Here is an 18,282-nt window from a genome sequence, read left to right as displayed (position 1 = left end):
GGTGACTGAGACTCTGCATTCGCGAGCAAGCCCGCTCCCACATTTTTACTGAGATGATTTTCAGGCTTCAGGCATCAATTGCTGCCGACACTCCAGCAGCAGGCATGCACCCCCGCATTGGCTGTTGCCGACTTCCAACTTGAACCCATGCAGGTTGATGATCGCCGCCACAATCGACAAGCCCAACCCGAACCCGCCTTGCTGGTCGCTTTCATCCACGCGGTAGAAGCGCTGGAACACTGCGTCGCGCTCCGCCGCCGGAATGCCCGGGCCGGAGTCGTGCACTTCGATACGCGTGCTGCCGGCATCATTGACGCCACGCAGGATCACCTCACCGTTGGGTGGCGAGAACTTGATCGAGTTGCTCAACAGATTGGCCAAGGCTTCGAACAACAGTGCGCGGTCGCCGGTGATCCACGGCAGCGAGTCGGGCACTTCGAGGCGCAGCTGCAATTCGCCTTCTTCCGCCAGGGGCAGGTAAAAGTCATGCAGTTCGCGCAACAGCGGCAGCGGGTCCATCACCAGGAAACCCGAACGGCGCTGGTGGTCTTCCAGCTCCGAGATGCGCAACAGCCCGCGAAAGCGCGCCATCAGCGTATCGGTTTCGGCAATCGCATCGTCCAGTTTCACTGCGTAGACGGAGTTTTCCTCTGCCTCTTGTTTGATGCGGTAAAGCTGCGCGCGCAAGCGCGTCAGCGGCGTGCGCAGGTCGTGGGCGATGTTGTCGCACACGCCCTTGACCTCGTTCATCAGCTTCTCGATGCGGTCGAGCATGGCGTTGACGATGGCGGCGAGCATGTCCAGTTCGTCGCGTCGGTCAGACAACGGCAGGCGGTGCGTCAGGTCACCGGCGACGATGGCCTCGGCGCTGGCCTGTATGCCGCGGATGCGCCGCAGCGGGCGACGGCGTAACAAATGCCAACCGGCAGCACCGGGGATAATCGTCAGGGAGAGTGCCCACAGCAGCGCATGCCAGATGATCCGGGTCACGCCAAACAGTGAACCGTTGGCGCGCACGAGTACCAGCCAGCGGCCGTCTTCGGTGTGGGTGGCCACCGCATCGCAGCTGTCCTTGGGCAATTTAGGGTCGTCGGAGTCGACACAGTTGGCCAGGGCGTGGATCTTGCCGTCCAGCGGCAGGTCCGGTGGCACTGCGCGGATCGGCCCGCTCAAAGGGCGAAACTGCTCATCGAACAGGCCGTAGGCGTCCACGCCTTTCATGTCGAAGGTCATGCTGGTGGTGAGGGCTTCCACCAGTTCTTCACCGTCAAAGCGTTGAAACAGGTGCTGGCGCTGCATCAGCGAGTGACGCGACAGGTCACCCAGGTAACCCGAGACCTCGTAATACAGCACCCCCATGAGGATGCAGCTCCAGGCCACGAACAACGAACTGTAAAGCGCCAGCAAGCGGCTGCTGGAGGAGCGCCAGCCTTTAGAGGGGTTCAGCAATGACATAACCGGAACCTCGTACCGTGCGGATCAGCGGCGTGAGGCCCGGCGGGTCGATTTTTTTGCGCAGGCGACCGATGTGCACGTCGATCAGGTTGGTGCCCGGGTCGAAGTGATAACCCCAGACTTCTTCGAAGATCATCATTCGCGAGAGGATCTGCCCGGTATTGCGCATCAGGAATTCGAGCAGTTTGTATTCAGTGGGCAGCAGGCTCAACGGCTGATCGGCGCGGCTGGCTTCGCGGCTGATCAGGTTCAGTTCGAGGTCGGCCACGCGCAAGGCGGTTTCGAACTCCTTGACCGTGCTTTTGCGCCGCAGCAGCACTTCGACGCGGGCGGCCATTTCGTCGGACGCAAATGGCTTGGTCAGGTAGTCATCGCCGCCTGCCCGCAGGCCGCGTACCCGCTCGTCGACATCGGAGAGGGCGCTGATCATCAGGATCGGCGTCGACACCCCAATGGTGCGCAGGGTCGTGACGATGGCCAGGCCATCGAGTTCCGGCAGCATACGGTCGAGGGTGATCAGATCGTAATCACCACTCACAGCGCGGACCAGGCCTTCACGGCCGTTGTCCACCCAATCTACATCCAGTCCATGGCTACTCAGCTCGGCGACGATCTCGCGGGCTGTAACGGCGTCATCCTCGATGGTCAAAATACGGGTCATAGGATTACCTGGTGAGCGATTCACACTAGAAGTGGGGGCATTTTGCCAAGAAATGCCTGAACGCTTCCTAAATTAAACTTCATCTTGGCAAAACTGACACAACTTTCATGCCGGCCAGCGCCCACACAGGCCGTGGGCGTTGGGGGATTGCATAAAGCACGCTGTTTTCGATCATTTCTTGCAACTTGCATGGTTTAAGTTAGTTCAATTTTTGTATCTTGTTGAAATATAACGAATTTATTTTTTCGCCCGGCTGGCATGGTGCCTGCACTGTCCCTTTTGAGAGTTGTAACACTATTTTTCCTGCCGGGAGCAAAACAACAATGATCACATCGTCATCCACGCTGCAAGAATCGAGCTCGCACTCTGGGGTTTCCTGGGGGGCGATTTTCGCCGGGGCCGCTGCGGCGGCCGCACTGTCGCTGATCCTGGTGCTGCTGGGCTTCGGCCTGGGCTTTTCGGCGGTGTCGCCGTGGGCCGACAGCGGTATCAGCGCCAAGGGGCTTGGCATTTCCACAATTGTCTGGCTGGCGTTCACCCAGATCGTCGCTTCGGGCCTGGGCGGCTACATTGCCGGCCGCTTGCGTGTGAAGTGGGCCAACATGCACGGTGACGAGGTGTACTTTCGCGACACCGCCCATGGTTTCCTCGCTTGGGCAGTCGCTACGCTGGTGACCGCGGTACTGGTCGTCGGCTCGGTGAGCAGTGTGGTCAGCGGCGGCGTTAAAGCCGGCGCCGGTGTCGCCTCGAGCGCCGCCAGTGGACTGACTCAGGCAGCCGGCAGTGCAGCCAAAGGCGCCAACAGCGGCGACTTTGACTACTACGTCGACAGCCTGTTTCGCGATGATCGCCCAGCCGCCGTCAGCGATGACGCCGTGCATGGCGTTGTAGCGCGCATCTTCACTCGCACCCTGAGCAACGATGGCCAACTGGCCCCTGAAGACCGTACCTACCTCGCTCAGCTGATCAGCCAGCGCACCAACCTCAGCCAGGCTGACGCCGAAGCGCGTATCGACAAGGTGTACGGCGATGCCCGCAAAGCCATCGAAGACGCCAAGGTCAAAGCCAAGCAAGCTGCCGACACTGCCGCCAAAGTGGCTGCCTACACCTCGCTGTGGACCTTCATTGCGCTGTTGATCGGTGCCTTCTTTGCCAGTTTCGCTGCCACCTTCGGCGGTCGTCGTCGTGACGCCGTGGTGTACGTCGAAACTGAAAACTACGTTCGTTAATCAAGGAGAACAACATGCGCTCATTACTGCTTTGGTTCCTCGGTGTGCCTATCCCGGTCATCATTCTGATCGCGATCTTCATGCACTGATCCTGATCGCGCTTCACCCAAGCCGCGCCTGACCCACAGGCGCGGCTTTTTGTTGCAAGGCCCACCAACCTGCAACCAGCAATGCGCTCGCCACTGACGTCATGATCACCAGGGGTTGCGAGGTGCCGTCCGAGAGCCACCCGGTGGCCCAACTGCTCACGGCCGTCAGGAACATCTGGATAAAGAAGAACAACCCCGACGCCGTCCCGGCAATCGCGCCGTAAGGCTGCAACACCGACAGCTGGCAGGCCGGAATCACCATCCCCACCGACACCATGATCACCACCATCGGCAGCACAATCGCCAGCCAGGCCTGCGGCAGGGCGACCGTGGCCCCTGCGAGCATCACGCAACCCAGCACATTCAAGCCGATGGCGGCATTGATCAACTGATTGGCTTCAACGCGCAGCACCCGTCGGCGGAACAGGTTGGCGCCGAGCATGTAGCCACTGATCGTCGCGGCAAACACCAGCGCGTAGGCCGTGGCAGACAGGTGAAAGCCGCGTTGCAGCAGAGCCGACGACTCGCTGATAAATGGGAAATACGTGCTGTACACGCAGCCGATCGCCAGGGAGTAGCGCAGAAAATAACGGTCGCGCAGCAGCTGGCCGTAGAGGCGCAGCAGGTTGCTCGGCGGCGCGGCGGCGACTTCCGGTGGACGGGTTTCCGGCAGCCGGCGAAACACCACCAGGCACAGCGCCACGCCGATCACGGCCAATACGATGAACAGGCCGCGCCAATGGATGAACGGCAGCATCAGGCTGCCCAGCACCGGTGCGGCCATCGGCGAAATCGCCATGGCCATGGAGATCAGGCCAAGCAGGCGTGCCTGTTCATCGCGGGCGAAGTAATCGCGCACGATCACCCGGCCGATGACCGTGGTGCAGCAGCCGCCCAGGGCCTGGAACAGGCGGGCGACGATCAGCACACCAATGCTGTCGGCCAGCGCGCAGGCCACGGTGGCGACCGCGTACACACACAACCCGCTCAGCAGCACCGGGCGGCGCCCGAAGCGGTCGGTCAACGGGCCGCTGATCAGCAAGGAAATGGCCGAGCCCAGGGCGTACAGCGTGAGGGTCAGCTGCAACTGGCTGTCGCTGGCAAGGAAGTCGTCGGCCATGGCCGGCAGGGCTGGCAGGTGCATGTCCAGGGTGATACGTGGCAGGCCGATGAGTACGGTCAGTAGCACCAGCCAGAACCCGGAGGAGAGGGCGCGTTGCGTCATGGGAAGCTTCTTCGCAGGGAGTCGAGTTCGAACTCTAGCGGGTATGTGGTTTAATCCTCAGGGCCACTTGTGCCTCTAACCAAGGGACCACTATGAGCCGAGGAAAAGCCGCCGCCCACCTGGACCTGCCGCGCCCCGATAGCCTGGACGCCGGCAAGCAGCAGGGCGCCTACGACGCATTGCGCGCCGCCATCCTCAATCGGCAATTGCCCGCCGGCAGCCGCTTGCCGTCGACCCGCAGCCTGGCCGAACGCTGGCTGGTGTCGCGCGGCACGCTTGAAGCGGCGTTCGAGCGCTTGCACAGTGAAGGTTACGTGCAGCGCGTGGCGGGTTCGGGCACGCGCGTCAGCGCGGTGATCCCCGAGCAATTCATTGCGGCGCCGGCGCCCAGCGCACGTCCACGCCGCGCGGCCATACCGGATCAGCCCGACGCGGGCGTGCAAAGCCACGTCCCTTTTGTCGCGCGACGCCCGGACGCCAGCCTGTTCGACCTCAAAACCTGGGCGCGGTGCATCTCCCGAGGCTTGCTGTCTGCGGGGACAGGGGTATTGGAGGCCGCCCACCCGGGCGGCTTGCCCGCATTGCGTGAACAGATCGCCGACTACGCGCGCAGTTATCGCGGCATGCACTGCGAGGCGGACGAAATCATTGTCACCACCGGTATTCGCCATGGCCTGGACCTGATCGCGCGCACGCTGCTCAAACCCGGTGACACCGCGTGCGTGGAAGACCCCGGTTATACACCGGCACGCCGCCTGTTCAGCCTGGCCGGTGCGCAGGTCGTGCCGGTCCCGGTGACAGCCGAAGGCCTTGATACCGCGCAGCTCCCCGACACGGCGCGGCTGGCCTATGTGACACCGGCGCACCAGGCGCCGCTGGGCATGACCCTGTCGGTGTCGCGCCGCCTGGCGCTGCTGGATTGGGCCGCCCGCGCCCACGCCTGGGTGATCGAAGACGACTACGACAGTGAATACAACTACAACAGCGCACCACTGGCGGCGCTCAAAGCTCTGGATTCCCGCGACCGGGTGATCTACTGCGGCAGTTTCAACAAGAACCTGTTCCCGGGCCTGCGCGTGGGTTTCATGGTGGTGCCCAAGGCGTTGCGCCCCGCGTTGCTGCGCACCCTGCAACTCACCGGGCATTCGGTGGGCGCGACGGATCAGTTGGGGCTGGTGGAGTTTCTCGCCAGCGGCGCGTTTGTGCGGCACCTGCGGGCTTCGCGCCAGGCTTATCAGGCGCGCCGCGATGCGCTGCTCGGCTGCCTGCCGGACGAATACCCGGTGAGCGGCCAGCAAGCCGGGCTGCACTTTGTGCTCTGGCTGCCAAGCGGCGTCGAGGAAACCGAATTTTGCACCCGCGCCGCCGCCGCCGGGCTGACCTTGCAGCCACTGGGCAAGTTCTGCGTCGCGGCGAGCTTGCCGCCGGCGGTGATCATCGGCTACACCGCGCTGACCCTGGCGCAGATTCGCTATCACGGCCGAGTGCTCACGCAATTGTTAATAGCGGCTTAACCCGCGCTTGGCTAGACTCGCGCCCCATGAGCCGTCTACTGCGTTTAATCCTGGTCCTGCTGTTAAGCCTCACGCTTCCCCTGACCGGGATGGCGGGTGTGCCGTCGAGCACCGAGCCGTGCCCGATGAAAATGTCCGACATGCAGATGATGTCGGACATGGCCCCGGACTGCTGCCAGGACGCTGCCAACCCTGGCAAAGCCTGCAAACCGGGGCAGGAATGCAAGACCGGCGGCCTGCTGCAACTGTCGATGCCGGTGCTCAAGGCACCGCTGACCCTGGCCCATCCGCTGACGGCCAGCCTCACTTCTGATTTCATCCCCGACCGCACGCCGTCCGGCGTCTGGCGCCCACCCCGTTACTGATTTCTGTTGAACCTCAAGCTTCATCCCGGATTCGGGATGGCCTTGCTGTGGGCCGCGTAAAGCGGCACGCAGTGCAACAGATCAGGAATCTTGACGATGAATTCCCTCTACAGGCGCGCCCTGGTGGTGGGCGTGCTGACATGGCCGGCGCTTGCCTCTGCGTTGACCCTGGATGACGCCCTGCGCCTGGCGCAGAACAACGCGCCGTCCCTGAGCGCCGAATCGGCCAGGCTGCAAGCGGCAACGCAAGCCGCCATCCCGGCCGGTGAACTGCCCGACCCGAAACTGCTGGTAGGCCTGCAGAATTTTCCCGTCGGCGGGCCCAATCGCGGCACCTTGTATGGCGACGACATGACCGATCAGATGGTCGGCCTCCAGCAACAGGTGCCCAGCCGCGACAAGCGCAAGGCCCGAGTTGAGCTGGCGGATGCGACGGTGCAGCGCACGGCGGCCGAAGGGCAAATCGAGCGCCTCAACGTGCGCCAGGCCACGGCGCAGGCGTGGATTCGCGCCTACGCGGTGGAGCGCAAGCAGGCCTTGTTCGCGGACTTCTACGAAAACAATCGCCTGCTGCAAGACAGTGTGCGGGCGCAATTGGCCGGTGGCCGCGGGCAGGCCGCCGATACGGTGATCCCCCGACAGGAAGCCGCCGAGCTGGCCGAGCGCGAAGACGAATTGACCCAACAACGCGCCCAGGCCCGCGCCGCCCTCAAGCGCTGGATCGGCGCAGCCGCCAACGAAGCACCCAGCGGGCAATTGCCCAACTGGCACATCGACAACCGCGGCTACAGTCACAACCTGCATCAGCATCCCGAGTTGCAAGCCTTCGTGCCGCGCACGCGCGAGGCCCAAGCGCGCTTGCAGGAAGCCAAGGCGCAGAAATCGTCGGATTGGAGTTGGGAAGTGGACTACCAGCACCGCGGCCGTGAATACGGCGACATGGTCAGCCTGCAATTGAGCGTAGATCTGCCGATCTTCCCCGGTCGCCGCCAGAACCCGGGCATTGCCGCCAGGCTGGCCGAACTCGATCAACTGGATGCCGAACGCGAAGCTGCCACCCGTGAACATACCCAGAGGCTGGATGACGACCTGGCGGTTTACCAGCGCCTGGACCGCGCCGTGCAACGCAGTCAGGACAGCCTCGTGCCGCTGGCCGAAGAGAAGGTCGCCCTGAGCCTGGCCGGTTATCGCGCGGGCAAAGGCGATTTGATCAGCGTGGTCAGCGCCCGCCGGGAACTGGTTCAAGCCCGTTTCAAACAGATCGATGCCATCGAGCAGCGTGCCCTGGTCGGCGCGCAGCTGTACTTCGCCTACGGGGAGCCCACGCATGAATAATCGAATCGCAGCCGCGGTGTTGTTGCTCGGCCTGGGTGCGGGCTACGGATTGGCGCAGTTGCACCCCGCAACCTTGGCGCCTGTCAGCGACGACAAGCACGCGTTGTACTGGTACGACCCGATGTACCCGCAGCAGAAGTTCGACAAGCCCGGCAAGTCGCCTTTCATGGACATGCAATTGGTGCCGCGCTACGCCGAGGGCGCCGCAGCGGATACCCCAACGCTGCAGATCGATCCGCGCCAGGCTCAGACCATTGGCGTGCGCCTGGCCACAGTCACCCGTGGCGTGATGACGTCCTCGCTGGATGTGTCGGGCATCCTGGCCTTCAACGAGCGTGATGTGGCAGTGGTGCAGGCCCGGGCCGGTGGTTTCGTCGAGCGTGTTTACGCGCGGGCGCCGGGTGATGTGCTCAAGGCCGACGCGCCGTTGGCAGACATCCTGGTGCCCGAGTGGGCCGCCGCCCAGGAAGAGTTCCTTGCGCTGCGTCGCAGCGCTGACAGTGGCCTGTTGGCGGCAGCCCGCCAGCGTCTGCGCCTGAGTGGCATGCCTGCCGGGCTGATCTCGCAGATGGAGCGCAGTGGCCGGGTGCAATCAGTGATGACCGTCAACACGCCCTTGAGCGGCGCGCTGCAGACCCTTGAGGTGCGCGACGGCATGACCGTGGTAGCCGGGCAAACCCTGGCGCGGGTCAATGGCCTGGAGCAGGTGTGGTTGCAGGTCGCCGTGCCGCAGGCGCAAGGCGCGACGTTAGCCGTGGGGCAACGCGTGGTGGCGCACTTTGCCGGTTTGCCGGGCGAGGCCATCAACGGCACCCTCAGTGCGATCTTGCCGGCCAACGCCCTGGACAGTCGCACCGTGCAGGTTCGCGTCGAACTGCCCAACCCCGACGGCAGCTTGCGCCCTGGCATGACCGCCCAGGTGCGCCTGGCGCAAACCAGCGGGCAAGCGGTGTTGCAGGTGCCCAGCGAAGCCCTGATTCGCACCGGCAAGCGTGTGCTGGTGATGCTGGCCGAGGAGGGCGGGCATTATCGACCGCTGGAAGTCGAGGTGGGGGCCGAGAACCAGGACCAGACCGTAATCCGCAGTGGCTTGCAGGAAGGTCAGCAGGTGGTCGCGTCCGGGCAATTTCTGCTGGACTCTGAAGCCAGTTTACGCGGGTTAATAGCGCCAGCGTCCGACACGTCTGAAATGAGCATGCAACCGGGAGCCCGGCCATGATCGCGCTTTTGATTCGCTGGTCGGTGGCCAACCGGTTTCTGGTGTTGCTCGCCACGCTGTTCATCACCGCATGGGGCATTTGGGCGCTGCAGAACACGCCGGTCGACGCGTTGCCGGACCTTTCGGATGTGCAGGTGATCATCCGCACGCCGTACCCGGGCCAGGCGCCGCAGATCGTGGAAAACCAGGTCACTTACCCGATGACCACCACCATGCTCTCGGTGCCGGGCGCCAGGACCGTGCGTGGCTTTTCTTTCTTTGGCGACAGCTACGTGTACGTGCTGTTCGACGAAGGCACCGACCTGTATTGGGCGCGATCGCGGGTGTTGGAATACCTCAGCCAATTGCAGGCACGGCTGCCGGCGTCGGCCAAGCCGTCGCTGGGGCCGGACGCCACCGGCGTTGGCTGGATCTACCAATACGCGCTGGTTGACCGCACCGGCCAGCACGACTTGGCGCAATTGCGCGCCTTGCAGGATTGGTTCCTCAAATTCGAGCTCAAGACCCTGCCGAATGTGGCAGAGGTGGCGACCATTGGCGGCCAGGTCAAGCAATACCAGGTGCAGCTTGACCCGCTGGCCATGGCCAGTCGCGGCATCACCCAAGCCCAAGTGGCGGACGCTGTCGCCAAGGCCAACCAGGAAACCGGTGGTTCGGTGCTGAACCTGGGTGAGTCCGAATACATGGTGCGCGCGTCCGGTTACCTGAAAACGCTCAATGATTTTCGCGCCATTCCACTGCGTCTCGACCGCAACAATGTGCCGGTGACCCTCGGCGATGTGGCCACGATTCAACTCGGCCCGGACCTGCGTCGGGGCATCAGTGAACTCGACGGCGAAGGCGAGGCGGTCGGCGGCGTGGTGATCCTGCGCAGCGGTAAAAATGCGCGTGAGGCCATTGCTGCGGTGAAAACCAAGCTGGAGCAGTTGAAAATCAGCCTGCCGCCTGGCGTAGAGATCGTCACCACCTACGACCGCAGCACACTGATCGACCGCGCCGTGGATAACCTCAGCCACAAACTGCTCGAGGAATTCCTGGTGGTGGCGCTGGTGTGCGGGATATTCCTGTGGCACCTGCGCTCGTCGCTGGTAGCGATCATCTCGTTGCCGGTGGGCGTGTTGATCGCGTTTATCGTCATGCGCTTCCAAGGGATCAACGCCAACATCATGTCCCTGGGCGGTATCGCGATAGCCATCGGCGCGATGGTGGATGCGGCCGTGGTGATGATCGAAAACGCCCACAAGAAAATCGAAGCCTGGCACCACGCCAATCCCGGACGCGATCTCAAAGGTGAGGAGCATTGGACGGTGATGACGCAGGCGGCGGTAGAAGTCGGGCCGGCGCTGTTTTTCTGCCTGCTGATCATCACCCTGTCGTTTATCCCGGTGTTTACCTTGCAAGCCCAGGAAGGGCGGCTGTTCGGCCCGCTGGCCTACACCAAGACCTACGCCATGGCGGCAGCGGCCGGGTTATCAGTGACGTTGATCCCGGTATTGATGGGCTACTGGATTCGCGGGCGCATCCCCGACGAGCAGCGCAACCCGCTCAATCGCGGGTTGATCAAGCTCTATCAACCGGCCCTCGAAGCGGTGCTGCGCTGGCCGCGCGCGACCTTGCTGGTGGCGCTGCTGATGGTCGCCAGCGTGGTGTGGCCGCTGTCGAAGCTGGGCGGCGAGTTTTTGCCGCCGCTGGATGAGGGGGACTTGCTCTACATGCCTTCGGCGCTGCCGGGGCTGTCGACGCAGACGGCGGGCGAACTGCTGCAACGCACCGATCGCCTGATCAAAAGCGTGCCGGAAGTCGCCCATGTGTTCGGCAAGGCCGGCCGCGCCGAAACCGCCACCGACCCGGCGCCGCTGGAGATGTTCGAGACCACTGTCGAGTTCAAGCCCCGGGACCAATGGCGCGCCGGCATGACCCCGCAACAGTTGGTGAAAGAGCTGGACCGCGTGGTGCAGGTGCCAGGCTTGACCAATATCTGGATTGCGCCGATTCGCAACCGCATCGACATGCTCGCCACCGGGGTAAAAAGCCCGATTGGCGTGAAGGTGGCAGGTTCCAGCCTGATGCAGATCGATGCCGTGACCCAGGCTGTCGAGAAGGTCGCCAAAGGTGTGCCGGGGGTGAGTTCGGCGCTGGCTGAAAGGCTGACTGGCGGGCGCTATATCGACGTGGACATCGACCGTGGCGCCGCCGCGCAGTACGGGCTGAACATTGCCGATGTGCAGTCGATCGTGTCAGGGGCGATTGGCGGCGAAACCATTGGCGAGACCGTGGAAGGCCTGGCGCGTTTCCCCATCAGCCTGCGGTATCCGCGGGAATGGCGCGACTCGGTAACGGCCTTGGAAACCCTGCCGATCTACACGCCGCAAGGCAGTCAGATCACGCTTGGTACGGTGGCCAGGCTCAAAATCAGTGACGGGCCGCCAATGCTCAAAAGTGAAAACGCGCGGCCTTCCGGCTGGGTCTATATCGACGTGCGCGACCGTGACCTGGCGTCGGTGGTGAAGGATCTGCGTGAGGCGATCAACGGGCAAGTGCAGTTGCAGCCGGGCATGAGCCTCAGCTATTCGGGGCAGTTCGAATTTCTTGAACGCGCCAATCAACGTCTGAAACTGGTCGTGCCGGCGACTGTGCTGATCATTTTTGTGCTGCTCTACCTGACCTTCCGTCGTACGGATGAGGCGCTGTTGATTCTCGGGACGTTGCCGTTCGCACTCACCGGCGGCGTATGGTTGCTGTACGGGCTGGGCTTCAACCTGTCGGTGGCCACGGGCGTGGGCTTTATCGCGTTGGCGGGCGTGTCGGCGGAGTTCGGCGTGATCATGCTGCTCTACTTGAAAAACGCCTGGGCCGAGCGCAAGGACGGTGACCTGCTGGCAGCCATCACCGAAGGCGCCGTACTGCGAGTGCGCCCCAAAGCCATGACCGTGGCGGTCATCATTGCCGGCTTGCTCCCGATGCTATTGGGCGACGGCACTGGCAGCGAAGTCATGAGCCGCATCGCCGCGCCAATGATCGGCGGCATGCTCACCGCGCCGTTGCTCTCCCTGTTCGTCATCCCCGCGGCGTACCACCTGATGCGCCGTTGCAAAGCCAAACACTAACCAAACGACAGGAACTGGCTTTATGTGGGAGCGGGCTTGCTCGCGAAAGCGGTGCGTCAGTCAACCTATCTGATACTGACACACCGTATTCGCGGCAAGCCCGCTCCCACACAAGCCGGCGTCCACAGGGAACCTGCCGTGCCAGAAGATCAGTCGTCGAACCCCACCTGTTCATGAATCTCATCGACCTTCAACTCCAACCGATACGCCACCGCAATAAACAATGCCTGGCACAGGCACAAGGTGGCGCTCAGCGAGCGAAACGCAAACGACGACCCCTCATTCACCAACAGCACCGCATTCGCCCGCTTGGCCAGGGGCGACAGGTTGCTGTCGGTGATGATCAAGGTCTTGGCCTGATGATGCTGGGCAATACGCAGGCAGTGCTGAGTTTCTTTGCCATAGGGCGTAAAGCTGATGGCGATCACCAGGTCATTGGCACGCACGCTGCGCATCTGCTCGCGGTAACTGCCGCCCAAACCGGAAATCAAGTGAATGCGCTTGTTGGTGTGCTGCAGGTTATAGACCAGGTAATCGGCCACCGCGAAGGAGCGACGCACGCCGACCACGTAGATATTGTCGGCATTGACCACCAGGTCCACGGCTTTCTCGAAGGCCACATCATCGAGTTCCAGCCCCAGGCGTTCGATGCCGGAGAGGGTGGCGTTCACGCATTCGCGCGCCAGGTCGCCGCCGCTGGCCTTCTGCGACTTGTTGGCGATCATGCTGCGGATGCGTTGCTGGTAGTTCTGCACCGGCGTGGTCTTGTGGGTGTAGGCCTCGCGAAACAGCGCCTGCATCTCACTGAAACCACTGAAACCGAACCGCTGGGAGAACCGTACGATGGCCGAGGGGTGCACTTCGCACTCGCGGGCGATGTCGCTGATGCGGTCGACCATGATCCGGTCGCTTTGCTGGCTCATGTAGCTGGCGATGCGTTTGAGCTGGCGTGGCAGGCTTTCGTATTCGTCGGTGATCAGCTGCAACAGGCGCTCGGCATTGATCGGAGGGCTGGCAATAGTCTCTTCCAGGGTGGTCTCGGGATCGGTGCGGGACATGGGCAATCCTTCTGGCGTGTTCTTCTGATGCGCTGATGGGTGGGCGCAAGTCTACAGGGTAGGCGCAAAAAAATACCCCGGCATCACGGCAGCCGTGGCCTGCTGAAACGATGCAGGAGGGCTGGCAGGCCATTATGCTGGCTTATTGGAAAAAATATTCCACTAAAAATAATTATGGAATAAATATTGATTGCGGCCGCCGGACGTTCTAGTCTGCTTTCACCAAGAGCGTGTGCCGCCACCACGGCGGCACCACGCAGGCTGATAAAAATAACAGGAGCCAGCATGGGCCAGACTCGTTTTGCCAGTGGGCGTCAATTGGATCTGATTTGCCTCGGACGCCTGGGCGTCGACCTTTACGCACAGCAGGTGGGTGCGCGACTTGAGGACGTGTCCAGCTTCGCCAAGTACCTCGGCGGGTCCTCCGCCAATATCGCCTTTGGCACCGCGCGGCTGGGGCTTAAATCGGCGATGTTGAGCCGGGTCGGCGACGACCACATGGGCCGCTTCCTGGTGAAATCCCTGGCCCGCGAAGGCTGCGATGTCAGCGGTATCAAGGTCGACCCGGAACGCCTCACCGCGCTGGTGCTGCTGGGCCTCAAGGACCGCGAAACCTTCCCGCTGGTGTTCTACCGCGAAAACTGCGCCGACATGGCCTTGCGCGCCGAAGACATCAGCGAGGCCTTTATTGCCTCCAGCAAAGCCTTGTTGATCACTGGCACGCATTTCTCCACCGATGGCGTGTACAAGGCCAGCATCCAGGCCCTGGACTACGCGGCCAAGCACAACGTCAAGCGCGTGCTCGATATCGACTACCGTCCAGTGCTGTGGGGCCTGGCGGGCAAGGCCGACGGCGAGACCCGGTTTGTCGCCGACCAGAACGTCAGCCAGCACGTACAGAAAATTTTGCCGCGCTTTGACCTGATCGTCGGCACCGAAGAGGAGTTTCTGATCGCTGGCGGCAGTGAAGATTTGCTCACCGCGCTGCGCACTGTGCGTGAATTGACCCCGGCCACCCTGGTGGTCAAGCTCGGCCCGCAGGGCTGCACGGTGATCCACGGCGCGATCCCCGCGCGGCTGGAAGACGGCGCCATCTACCCCGGCGTGCGCGTTGAGGTGCTCAATGTGCTGGGCGCCGGTGATGCGTTCATGTCGGGCTTTCTCAGCGGCTGGATCAACGATGCCAGCGACGAGCGTTGCAGCCAGTTGGCCAACGCCTGTGGCGGCCTGGTGGTGTCCCGCCACGCCTGCGCGCCGGCCATGCCCACGCCTGCCGAGCTGGATTACCTGTTCAACAGCCCGGTGCCCATCACCCGGCCAGATCAAGACGTCACCTTGCAGCGTCTGCACCGCGTCACGGTGCCGCGCAAAGCCTGGAAGCAGCTGTTCGTGTTTGCCTTCGACCATCGCTGGCAACTGGTGGACCTGGCGCAAAAAGGCGGCCAGGCCCCAACCCGCATCAGCGACATCAAGCAGCTGTTTATCCAGGCCATCGAACGCGTCGAAGCCAAACTGCGCGAGCAGGGCGTCGACGCCGATGTGGGCCTGTTGGCCGACCAGCGTTTCGGCCAGGACGCACTCAACGCCGCCAGCGGTCGCGGCTGGTGGATCGCGCGCCCGGTGGAAGTGCAGAACTCGCGGCCGCTGGCGTTTGAACACGGGCGCTCGGTGGGCAGCAACCTGATTGCCTGGCCCCAGGAGCAAATCATCAAGTGCCTGGTGCAATACCACCCCGACGATGAGCCGATGCTGCGCCTGGAACAGGAAGCGCAGCTCAAGGCGGTGTACGAGGCTTCGCTGGTCAGCGGCCATGAGCTGCTGCTGGAAGTCATCCCGCCCAAGGATCACCCGTCCACCTATCCCGACGTGCTCTATCGCAGCCTCAAGCGCCTGTACAACCTGGGCATCTACCCGGCGTGGTGGAAGATCGAGGCGCAGTCGGCCGAAGACTGGAAAAAACTCGACGAACTGATCCAGGAGCGCGACCCGTACTGCCGTGGCGTGGTGCTGCTGGGCCTGAACGCTTCGGCCGAATGCCTCGCCGACGGCTTCCAGCAAGCAAGCCAAAGCAGCACCTGCCGTGGGTTCGCGGTGGGCCGCACGATCTTCCAGGAACCCAGCCGCGCATGGATGGCGGGGGAGATTGATGATGAAACGCTGATCCAACAGGTGCAGGGCACGTTCGAACAGCTCATCAATGCCTGGCGCAGTGCTAGAAGTTAAACCTGTTCAAATGTGGGAGCTGGCTTGCCTGCGATGCAGACAACTCGGTCCATCAGATAGACCGGGCTGATGCCATCGCAGGCAAGCCAGCTCCCACACAAAGCAAACCTCACCAGGCTTAAGTCAGATAAAAACAAAAGGTGCAGCCATGCCCGCAATCCGAATTGGCATCAACCCGATCTCCTGGAGCAACGACGACCTGCCGGCCCTGGGCGGTGAAACGCCCTTGAGCACTGCGCTGAGCGAAGGCAAGGAGATCGGCTACGAAGGTTTTGAACTCAACGGCAAATTCCCCAAGGACGCCCAAGGCGTCGGCGACGTGCTGCGCCCCTATGACCTGGCGCTGGTGTCCGGCTGGTATTCCAGCCGCCTGGCACGGCGTTCGGTGGCGGAAGAAATCGAGGCCATCGCCGGCCACGTCGAGCTGCTCAAACTCAACGGCGCCAAGGTGCTGGTCTACGGCGAAGTCGCCGATTCGATTCAGGGCGCCAGGGTGCGCCTGATCGAACGTCCGCGTTTTCACAGCGAACACGCCTGGCAGGCCTACGCTGACAAACTCACCGAGCTGGCGCGTTTCACCCTGTCCCAGGGCGTGCGCCTGGCCTACCACCACCACATGGGCGCCTACGTCGAATCCCCCGAAGACATTGACCAGTTGATGCGCCGCACCGGCCCGGAAGTCGGCCTGCTGTTCGATTCGGGTCACTGCTACATGGGCGGCGGCGAGCCCGTCGAGGTGCTGCGCAAACACATCGAGCGCGTCTGCCACGTGCATTTCAAGGACGTGCGCAAACCGGTGGTGCAACTGGCGCGCAACCAGATGTGGAGCTTTCCAGACTGCATCGTCAACGGCACCTTCACCGTGCCCGGCGACGGCGATATCGACTTTGCCGAGTTGCTCGACGTGCTGTTGGCGGCCAAGTACGAGGGCTGGCTGGTGGTGGAAGCCGAGCAGGACCCGGCCGTGGCGCCCAGCTATATCTACGCGAAAAAGGGCTACGACACGTTGCGCACGCTTCTCAGCGAGAGGACTTAAGTGATGAGCTTGTTGGTCAAAAGCAGCAAACGCGGGCAAACCATGGTTGCCCTGGATGAAGGGCGCCTGGAGTACGTAGGCTTTGCCGCCTACCGCCTGAGCCTGGGTGAAACCCTGCCGGTCACCGCCGGCGATAAAGAGCTATGCCTGGTTCTGCTCAGCGGCCGGGTGAATATCGAGGGCGAAGGTTTCAACTGGCAGAACCTCGGTGATCGCCACTCGGTCTTTGAAGACAAATCACCCTTCGCCGCCTACCTGCCGCCCGGCACCGATGCGCAGGTGACCGCGTTGAGCGATGTGCAAATTGCCGTGTGCGCTGCACCCGGTGCCATAGGTTTTGAACCGCGCCTGATTCGTCCTGAACAGTGCAAGCGCAGCGTGCGCGGCAAGGGCGCCAACACCCGGTATGTGTGCGACATCCTGCCCGACAGCGAGCCGGCCCATTCGCTGCTGGTGGTGGAAGTGCGCACGCCGTCCGGGCACTCGTCCAGCTACCCGCCGCACAAGCACGACACCGATGACCTGCCGCACCAAAGTTTTCTCGAAGAGACCTACTACCACCAGATCAACCCGCCCCAGGGCTTCGTGTTCCAGCGCGTGTACACCGACGATCGCAGCATCGACCAGGCCATGGCCGTGGAAAACAGCGACCTGGTGGTGGTGCCCAAGGGGTATCACCCGGTCAGTGTGCCGTATGGCTACGAGTCGTATTACTTGAACGTGATGGCCGGCCCCAAGCGCGCCTGGCATTTCCATAACGACCCGCAGCACAGCTGGCTGCTGGACCTCTGACTGGTTTGAACGGAGAACAACAACAATGAAGTCGCCGCTACGTTTTGCCCTTAACCGCATGGTCGCGCCCGACCTTTCCCTGCCGGATTTCATCCAGTTGGCGGCGGCCCTCAAGTGCGATGCCATCGAGATTCGCAACGACCTCAAAGGTCATGAAATCGAATACGGCACCCCGGCCAGCCGCGTGCGTGAGCTGTGCGCGGTGCACGGCATCACGGTGCTGTCGATCAACGCGCTGTACCCGTTTGACGTGTGGAATGACGAGCGCCGTGCCCAGGCGCTCAAACTCGCCACCTATGCGCGTGAATGCGGCGCGCAAGGCCTGGTGATGTGCCCGCTGAACGAGCGCGGCGATACCCGCAATGCAGCCCAGCGCGCGGCCGGTTTGCGCACGGCGTTGAGCGAGTTGGCGCCGATCCTGCGCGAGTACGGGATTCTCGGTTTCATCGAGCCACTGGGTTTTGAAGAATGCGCGCTGCGCCGCAAGCGTGTGGCCGTGGATGCGATCCAGGCGATTGGCGGCCTGGATGTGTTCCGGCTGGTGCATGACACCTTTCACCATCACTTGGCTGGCGAACAGGAATTCTTCCCGCAGCTGACCGGCCTGGTGCATATCTCCGGCGTCGAGGATCGCGACGCACCGCTCAATACCATCCGCGACGGCCACCGCGTGCTGGTGGGCGAGGACGATATCCTCGGCAATGCCGCGCAGATCGACACCTTGCTCAGCACCGGCTACGGCGGTTATCTGTCGTTCGAGCCGTTTGCCGAAAGCGTGCATGCGCTGGCAGATATCCAGCAGGCATTGGGGGCGAGCATCGCCCATCTACAAAACCCCCGGACCTGACGCCGGCCAAACTGTGGGAGCGGGCTTGCTCGCGAATGCGGTGTGTCAGTCACCCGATTTATTTACTGACCCACCGCATTCGCGAGCAAGCCCGCTCCCACATTGGTTCACTGTTGATCGACAGATT

Annotated in this window: 15 protein-coding genes; 10 read left to right on the top strand and 5 right to left on the bottom strand. The window is 62.8% G+C overall.

Going from position 1 to position 18,282, the window contains the following annotated elements; all coding sequences use genetic code 11:
* Window positions 1-60: 60 nt before the first annotated feature.
* On the bottom strand, window positions 61-1,455 hold the full coding sequence (locus AACU78_RS06220) for a sensor histidine kinase (protein ID WP_106580302.1): 1,395 nt from the start codon (window positions 1,453-1,455) through the stop codon (window positions 61-63).
* Window positions 1,433-2,116, bottom strand: coding sequence for a response regulator transcription factor (locus tag AACU78_RS06215; RefSeq protein WP_010564812.1), 684 nt, complete (start codon window positions 2,114-2,116; stop codon window positions 1,433-1,435). Before AACU78_RS06215 ends, AACU78_RS06220 begins: the two co-directional genes overlap by 23 nt.
* A 323-nt stretch (window positions 2,117-2,439) precedes the next feature.
* Here AACU78_RS06215 and AACU78_RS06210 point away from each other — a divergent pair, with 323 nt between their 5' ends.
* Window positions 2,440-3,345, top strand: a complete 906-nt coding sequence (locus AACU78_RS06210; RefSeq protein ID WP_106580301.1) for a hypothetical protein — start codon at window positions 2,440-2,442, stop codon at window positions 3,343-3,345.
* 102 nt (window positions 3,346-3,447) lie between these two features.
* Here AACU78_RS06210 and AACU78_RS06205 read toward each other — a convergent pair whose 3' ends face one another.
* Window positions 3,448-4,659, bottom strand: coding sequence for a multidrug effflux MFS transporter (locus AACU78_RS06205; protein WP_106580300.1), 1,212 nt, complete (start codon window positions 4,657-4,659; stop codon window positions 3,448-3,450).
* A 92-nt stretch (window positions 4,660-4,751) separates the two neighbouring features.
* Between AACU78_RS06205 and pdxR the strand changes: the two genes are divergently transcribed.
* From pdxR to AACU78_RS06180, 5 genes are all read left to right on the top strand, one after another.
* The gene (pdxR, locus tag AACU78_RS06200; RefSeq protein WP_106580299.1) at window positions 4,752-6,173 is read left to right on the top strand and encodes a MocR-like pyridoxine biosynthesis transcription factor PdxR; all 1,422 of its coding nucleotides are present in this window, start codon (window positions 4,752-4,754) and stop codon (window positions 6,171-6,173) included.
* Between the two features lie 26 nt (window positions 6,174-6,199).
* On the top strand, window positions 6,200-6,538 hold the full coding sequence (locus tag AACU78_RS06195) for a hypothetical protein (RefSeq protein ID WP_106580298.1): 339 nt from the start codon (window positions 6,200-6,202) through the stop codon (window positions 6,536-6,538).
* Window positions 6,539-6,634: 96 nt separating this feature from the next.
* On the top strand, window positions 6,635-7,873 hold the full coding sequence (locus AACU78_RS06190; RefSeq protein WP_106580297.1) for a TolC family protein: 1,239 nt from the start codon (window positions 6,635-6,637) through the stop codon (window positions 7,871-7,873).
* On the top strand, window positions 7,866-9,092 hold the full coding sequence (locus AACU78_RS06185) for an efflux RND transporter periplasmic adaptor subunit (protein ID WP_106580296.1): 1,227 nt from the start codon (window positions 7,866-7,868) through the stop codon (window positions 9,090-9,092). Before AACU78_RS06190 ends, AACU78_RS06185 begins: the two co-directional genes overlap by 8 nt.
* Complete coding sequence (locus AACU78_RS06180; RefSeq protein ID WP_106580295.1) at window positions 9,089-12,199, top strand: efflux RND transporter permease subunit; 3,111 nt, start codon at window positions 9,089-9,091, stop codon at window positions 12,197-12,199. The genes AACU78_RS06185 and AACU78_RS06180 overlap by 4 nt, the downstream gene beginning before the upstream one ends.
* A 149-nt stretch (window positions 12,200-12,348) precedes the next feature.
* On the opposite strand, the gene AACU78_RS06175 is transcribed toward AACU78_RS06180, so the two are convergent.
* Window positions 12,349-13,257, bottom strand: coding sequence for a MurR/RpiR family transcriptional regulator (locus tag AACU78_RS06175; RefSeq protein WP_106580294.1), 909 nt, complete (start codon window positions 13,255-13,257; stop codon window positions 12,349-12,351).
* An 83-nt stretch (window positions 13,258-13,340) separates the two neighbouring features.
* A complete protein-coding gene (locus AACU78_RS06170) occupies window positions 13,341-13,544 on the bottom strand; it encodes a hypothetical protein (protein ID WP_146151475.1) in 204 nt (67 codons plus the stop codon).
* Here AACU78_RS06170 and AACU78_RS06165 point away from each other — a divergent pair.
* The 4 genes from AACU78_RS06165 to AACU78_RS06150 all read left to right on the top strand — a co-directional run bounded on the left by AACU78_RS06165 (window position 13,543) and on the right by AACU78_RS06150 (window position 18,155).
* Entirely contained in the window at window positions 13,543-15,480 is a 1,938-nt protein-coding gene (locus AACU78_RS06165) for a bifunctional 5-dehydro-2-deoxygluconokinase/5-dehydro-2-deoxyphosphogluconate aldolase (protein ID WP_106580293.1), read from the top strand. The genes AACU78_RS06170 and AACU78_RS06165 overlap by 2 nt on opposite strands.
* 148 nt (window positions 15,481-15,628) lie before the next feature.
* Complete coding sequence (iolE, locus tag AACU78_RS06160) at window positions 15,629-16,516, top strand: myo-inosose-2 dehydratase (protein ID WP_106580292.1); 888 nt, start codon at window positions 15,629-15,631, stop codon at window positions 16,514-16,516.
* A gap of 3 nt (window positions 16,517-16,519) precedes the next feature.
* Complete coding sequence (gene iolB, locus AACU78_RS06155) at window positions 16,520-17,308, top strand: 5-deoxy-glucuronate isomerase (RefSeq protein ID WP_106580291.1); 789 nt, start codon at window positions 16,520-16,522, stop codon at window positions 17,306-17,308.
* A gap of 25 nt (window positions 17,309-17,333) precedes the next feature.
* A complete protein-coding gene (locus tag AACU78_RS06150; protein WP_106580290.1) occupies window positions 17,334-18,155 on the top strand; it encodes a TIM barrel protein in 822 nt (273 codons plus the stop codon).
* Window positions 18,156-18,282: the final 127 nt, after the last annotated feature.

It is taken from the genome of Pseudomonas sp. R9.37 (assembly GCF_963878885.1).
Classification (GTDB): Bacteria; Pseudomonadota; Gammaproteobacteria; order Pseudomonadales; family Pseudomonadaceae; genus Aquipseudomonas.
The sequence above is the reverse complement of the archived record's forward strand: the minus strand, read 5'-3'. Positions and strand labels throughout refer to the sequence as shown.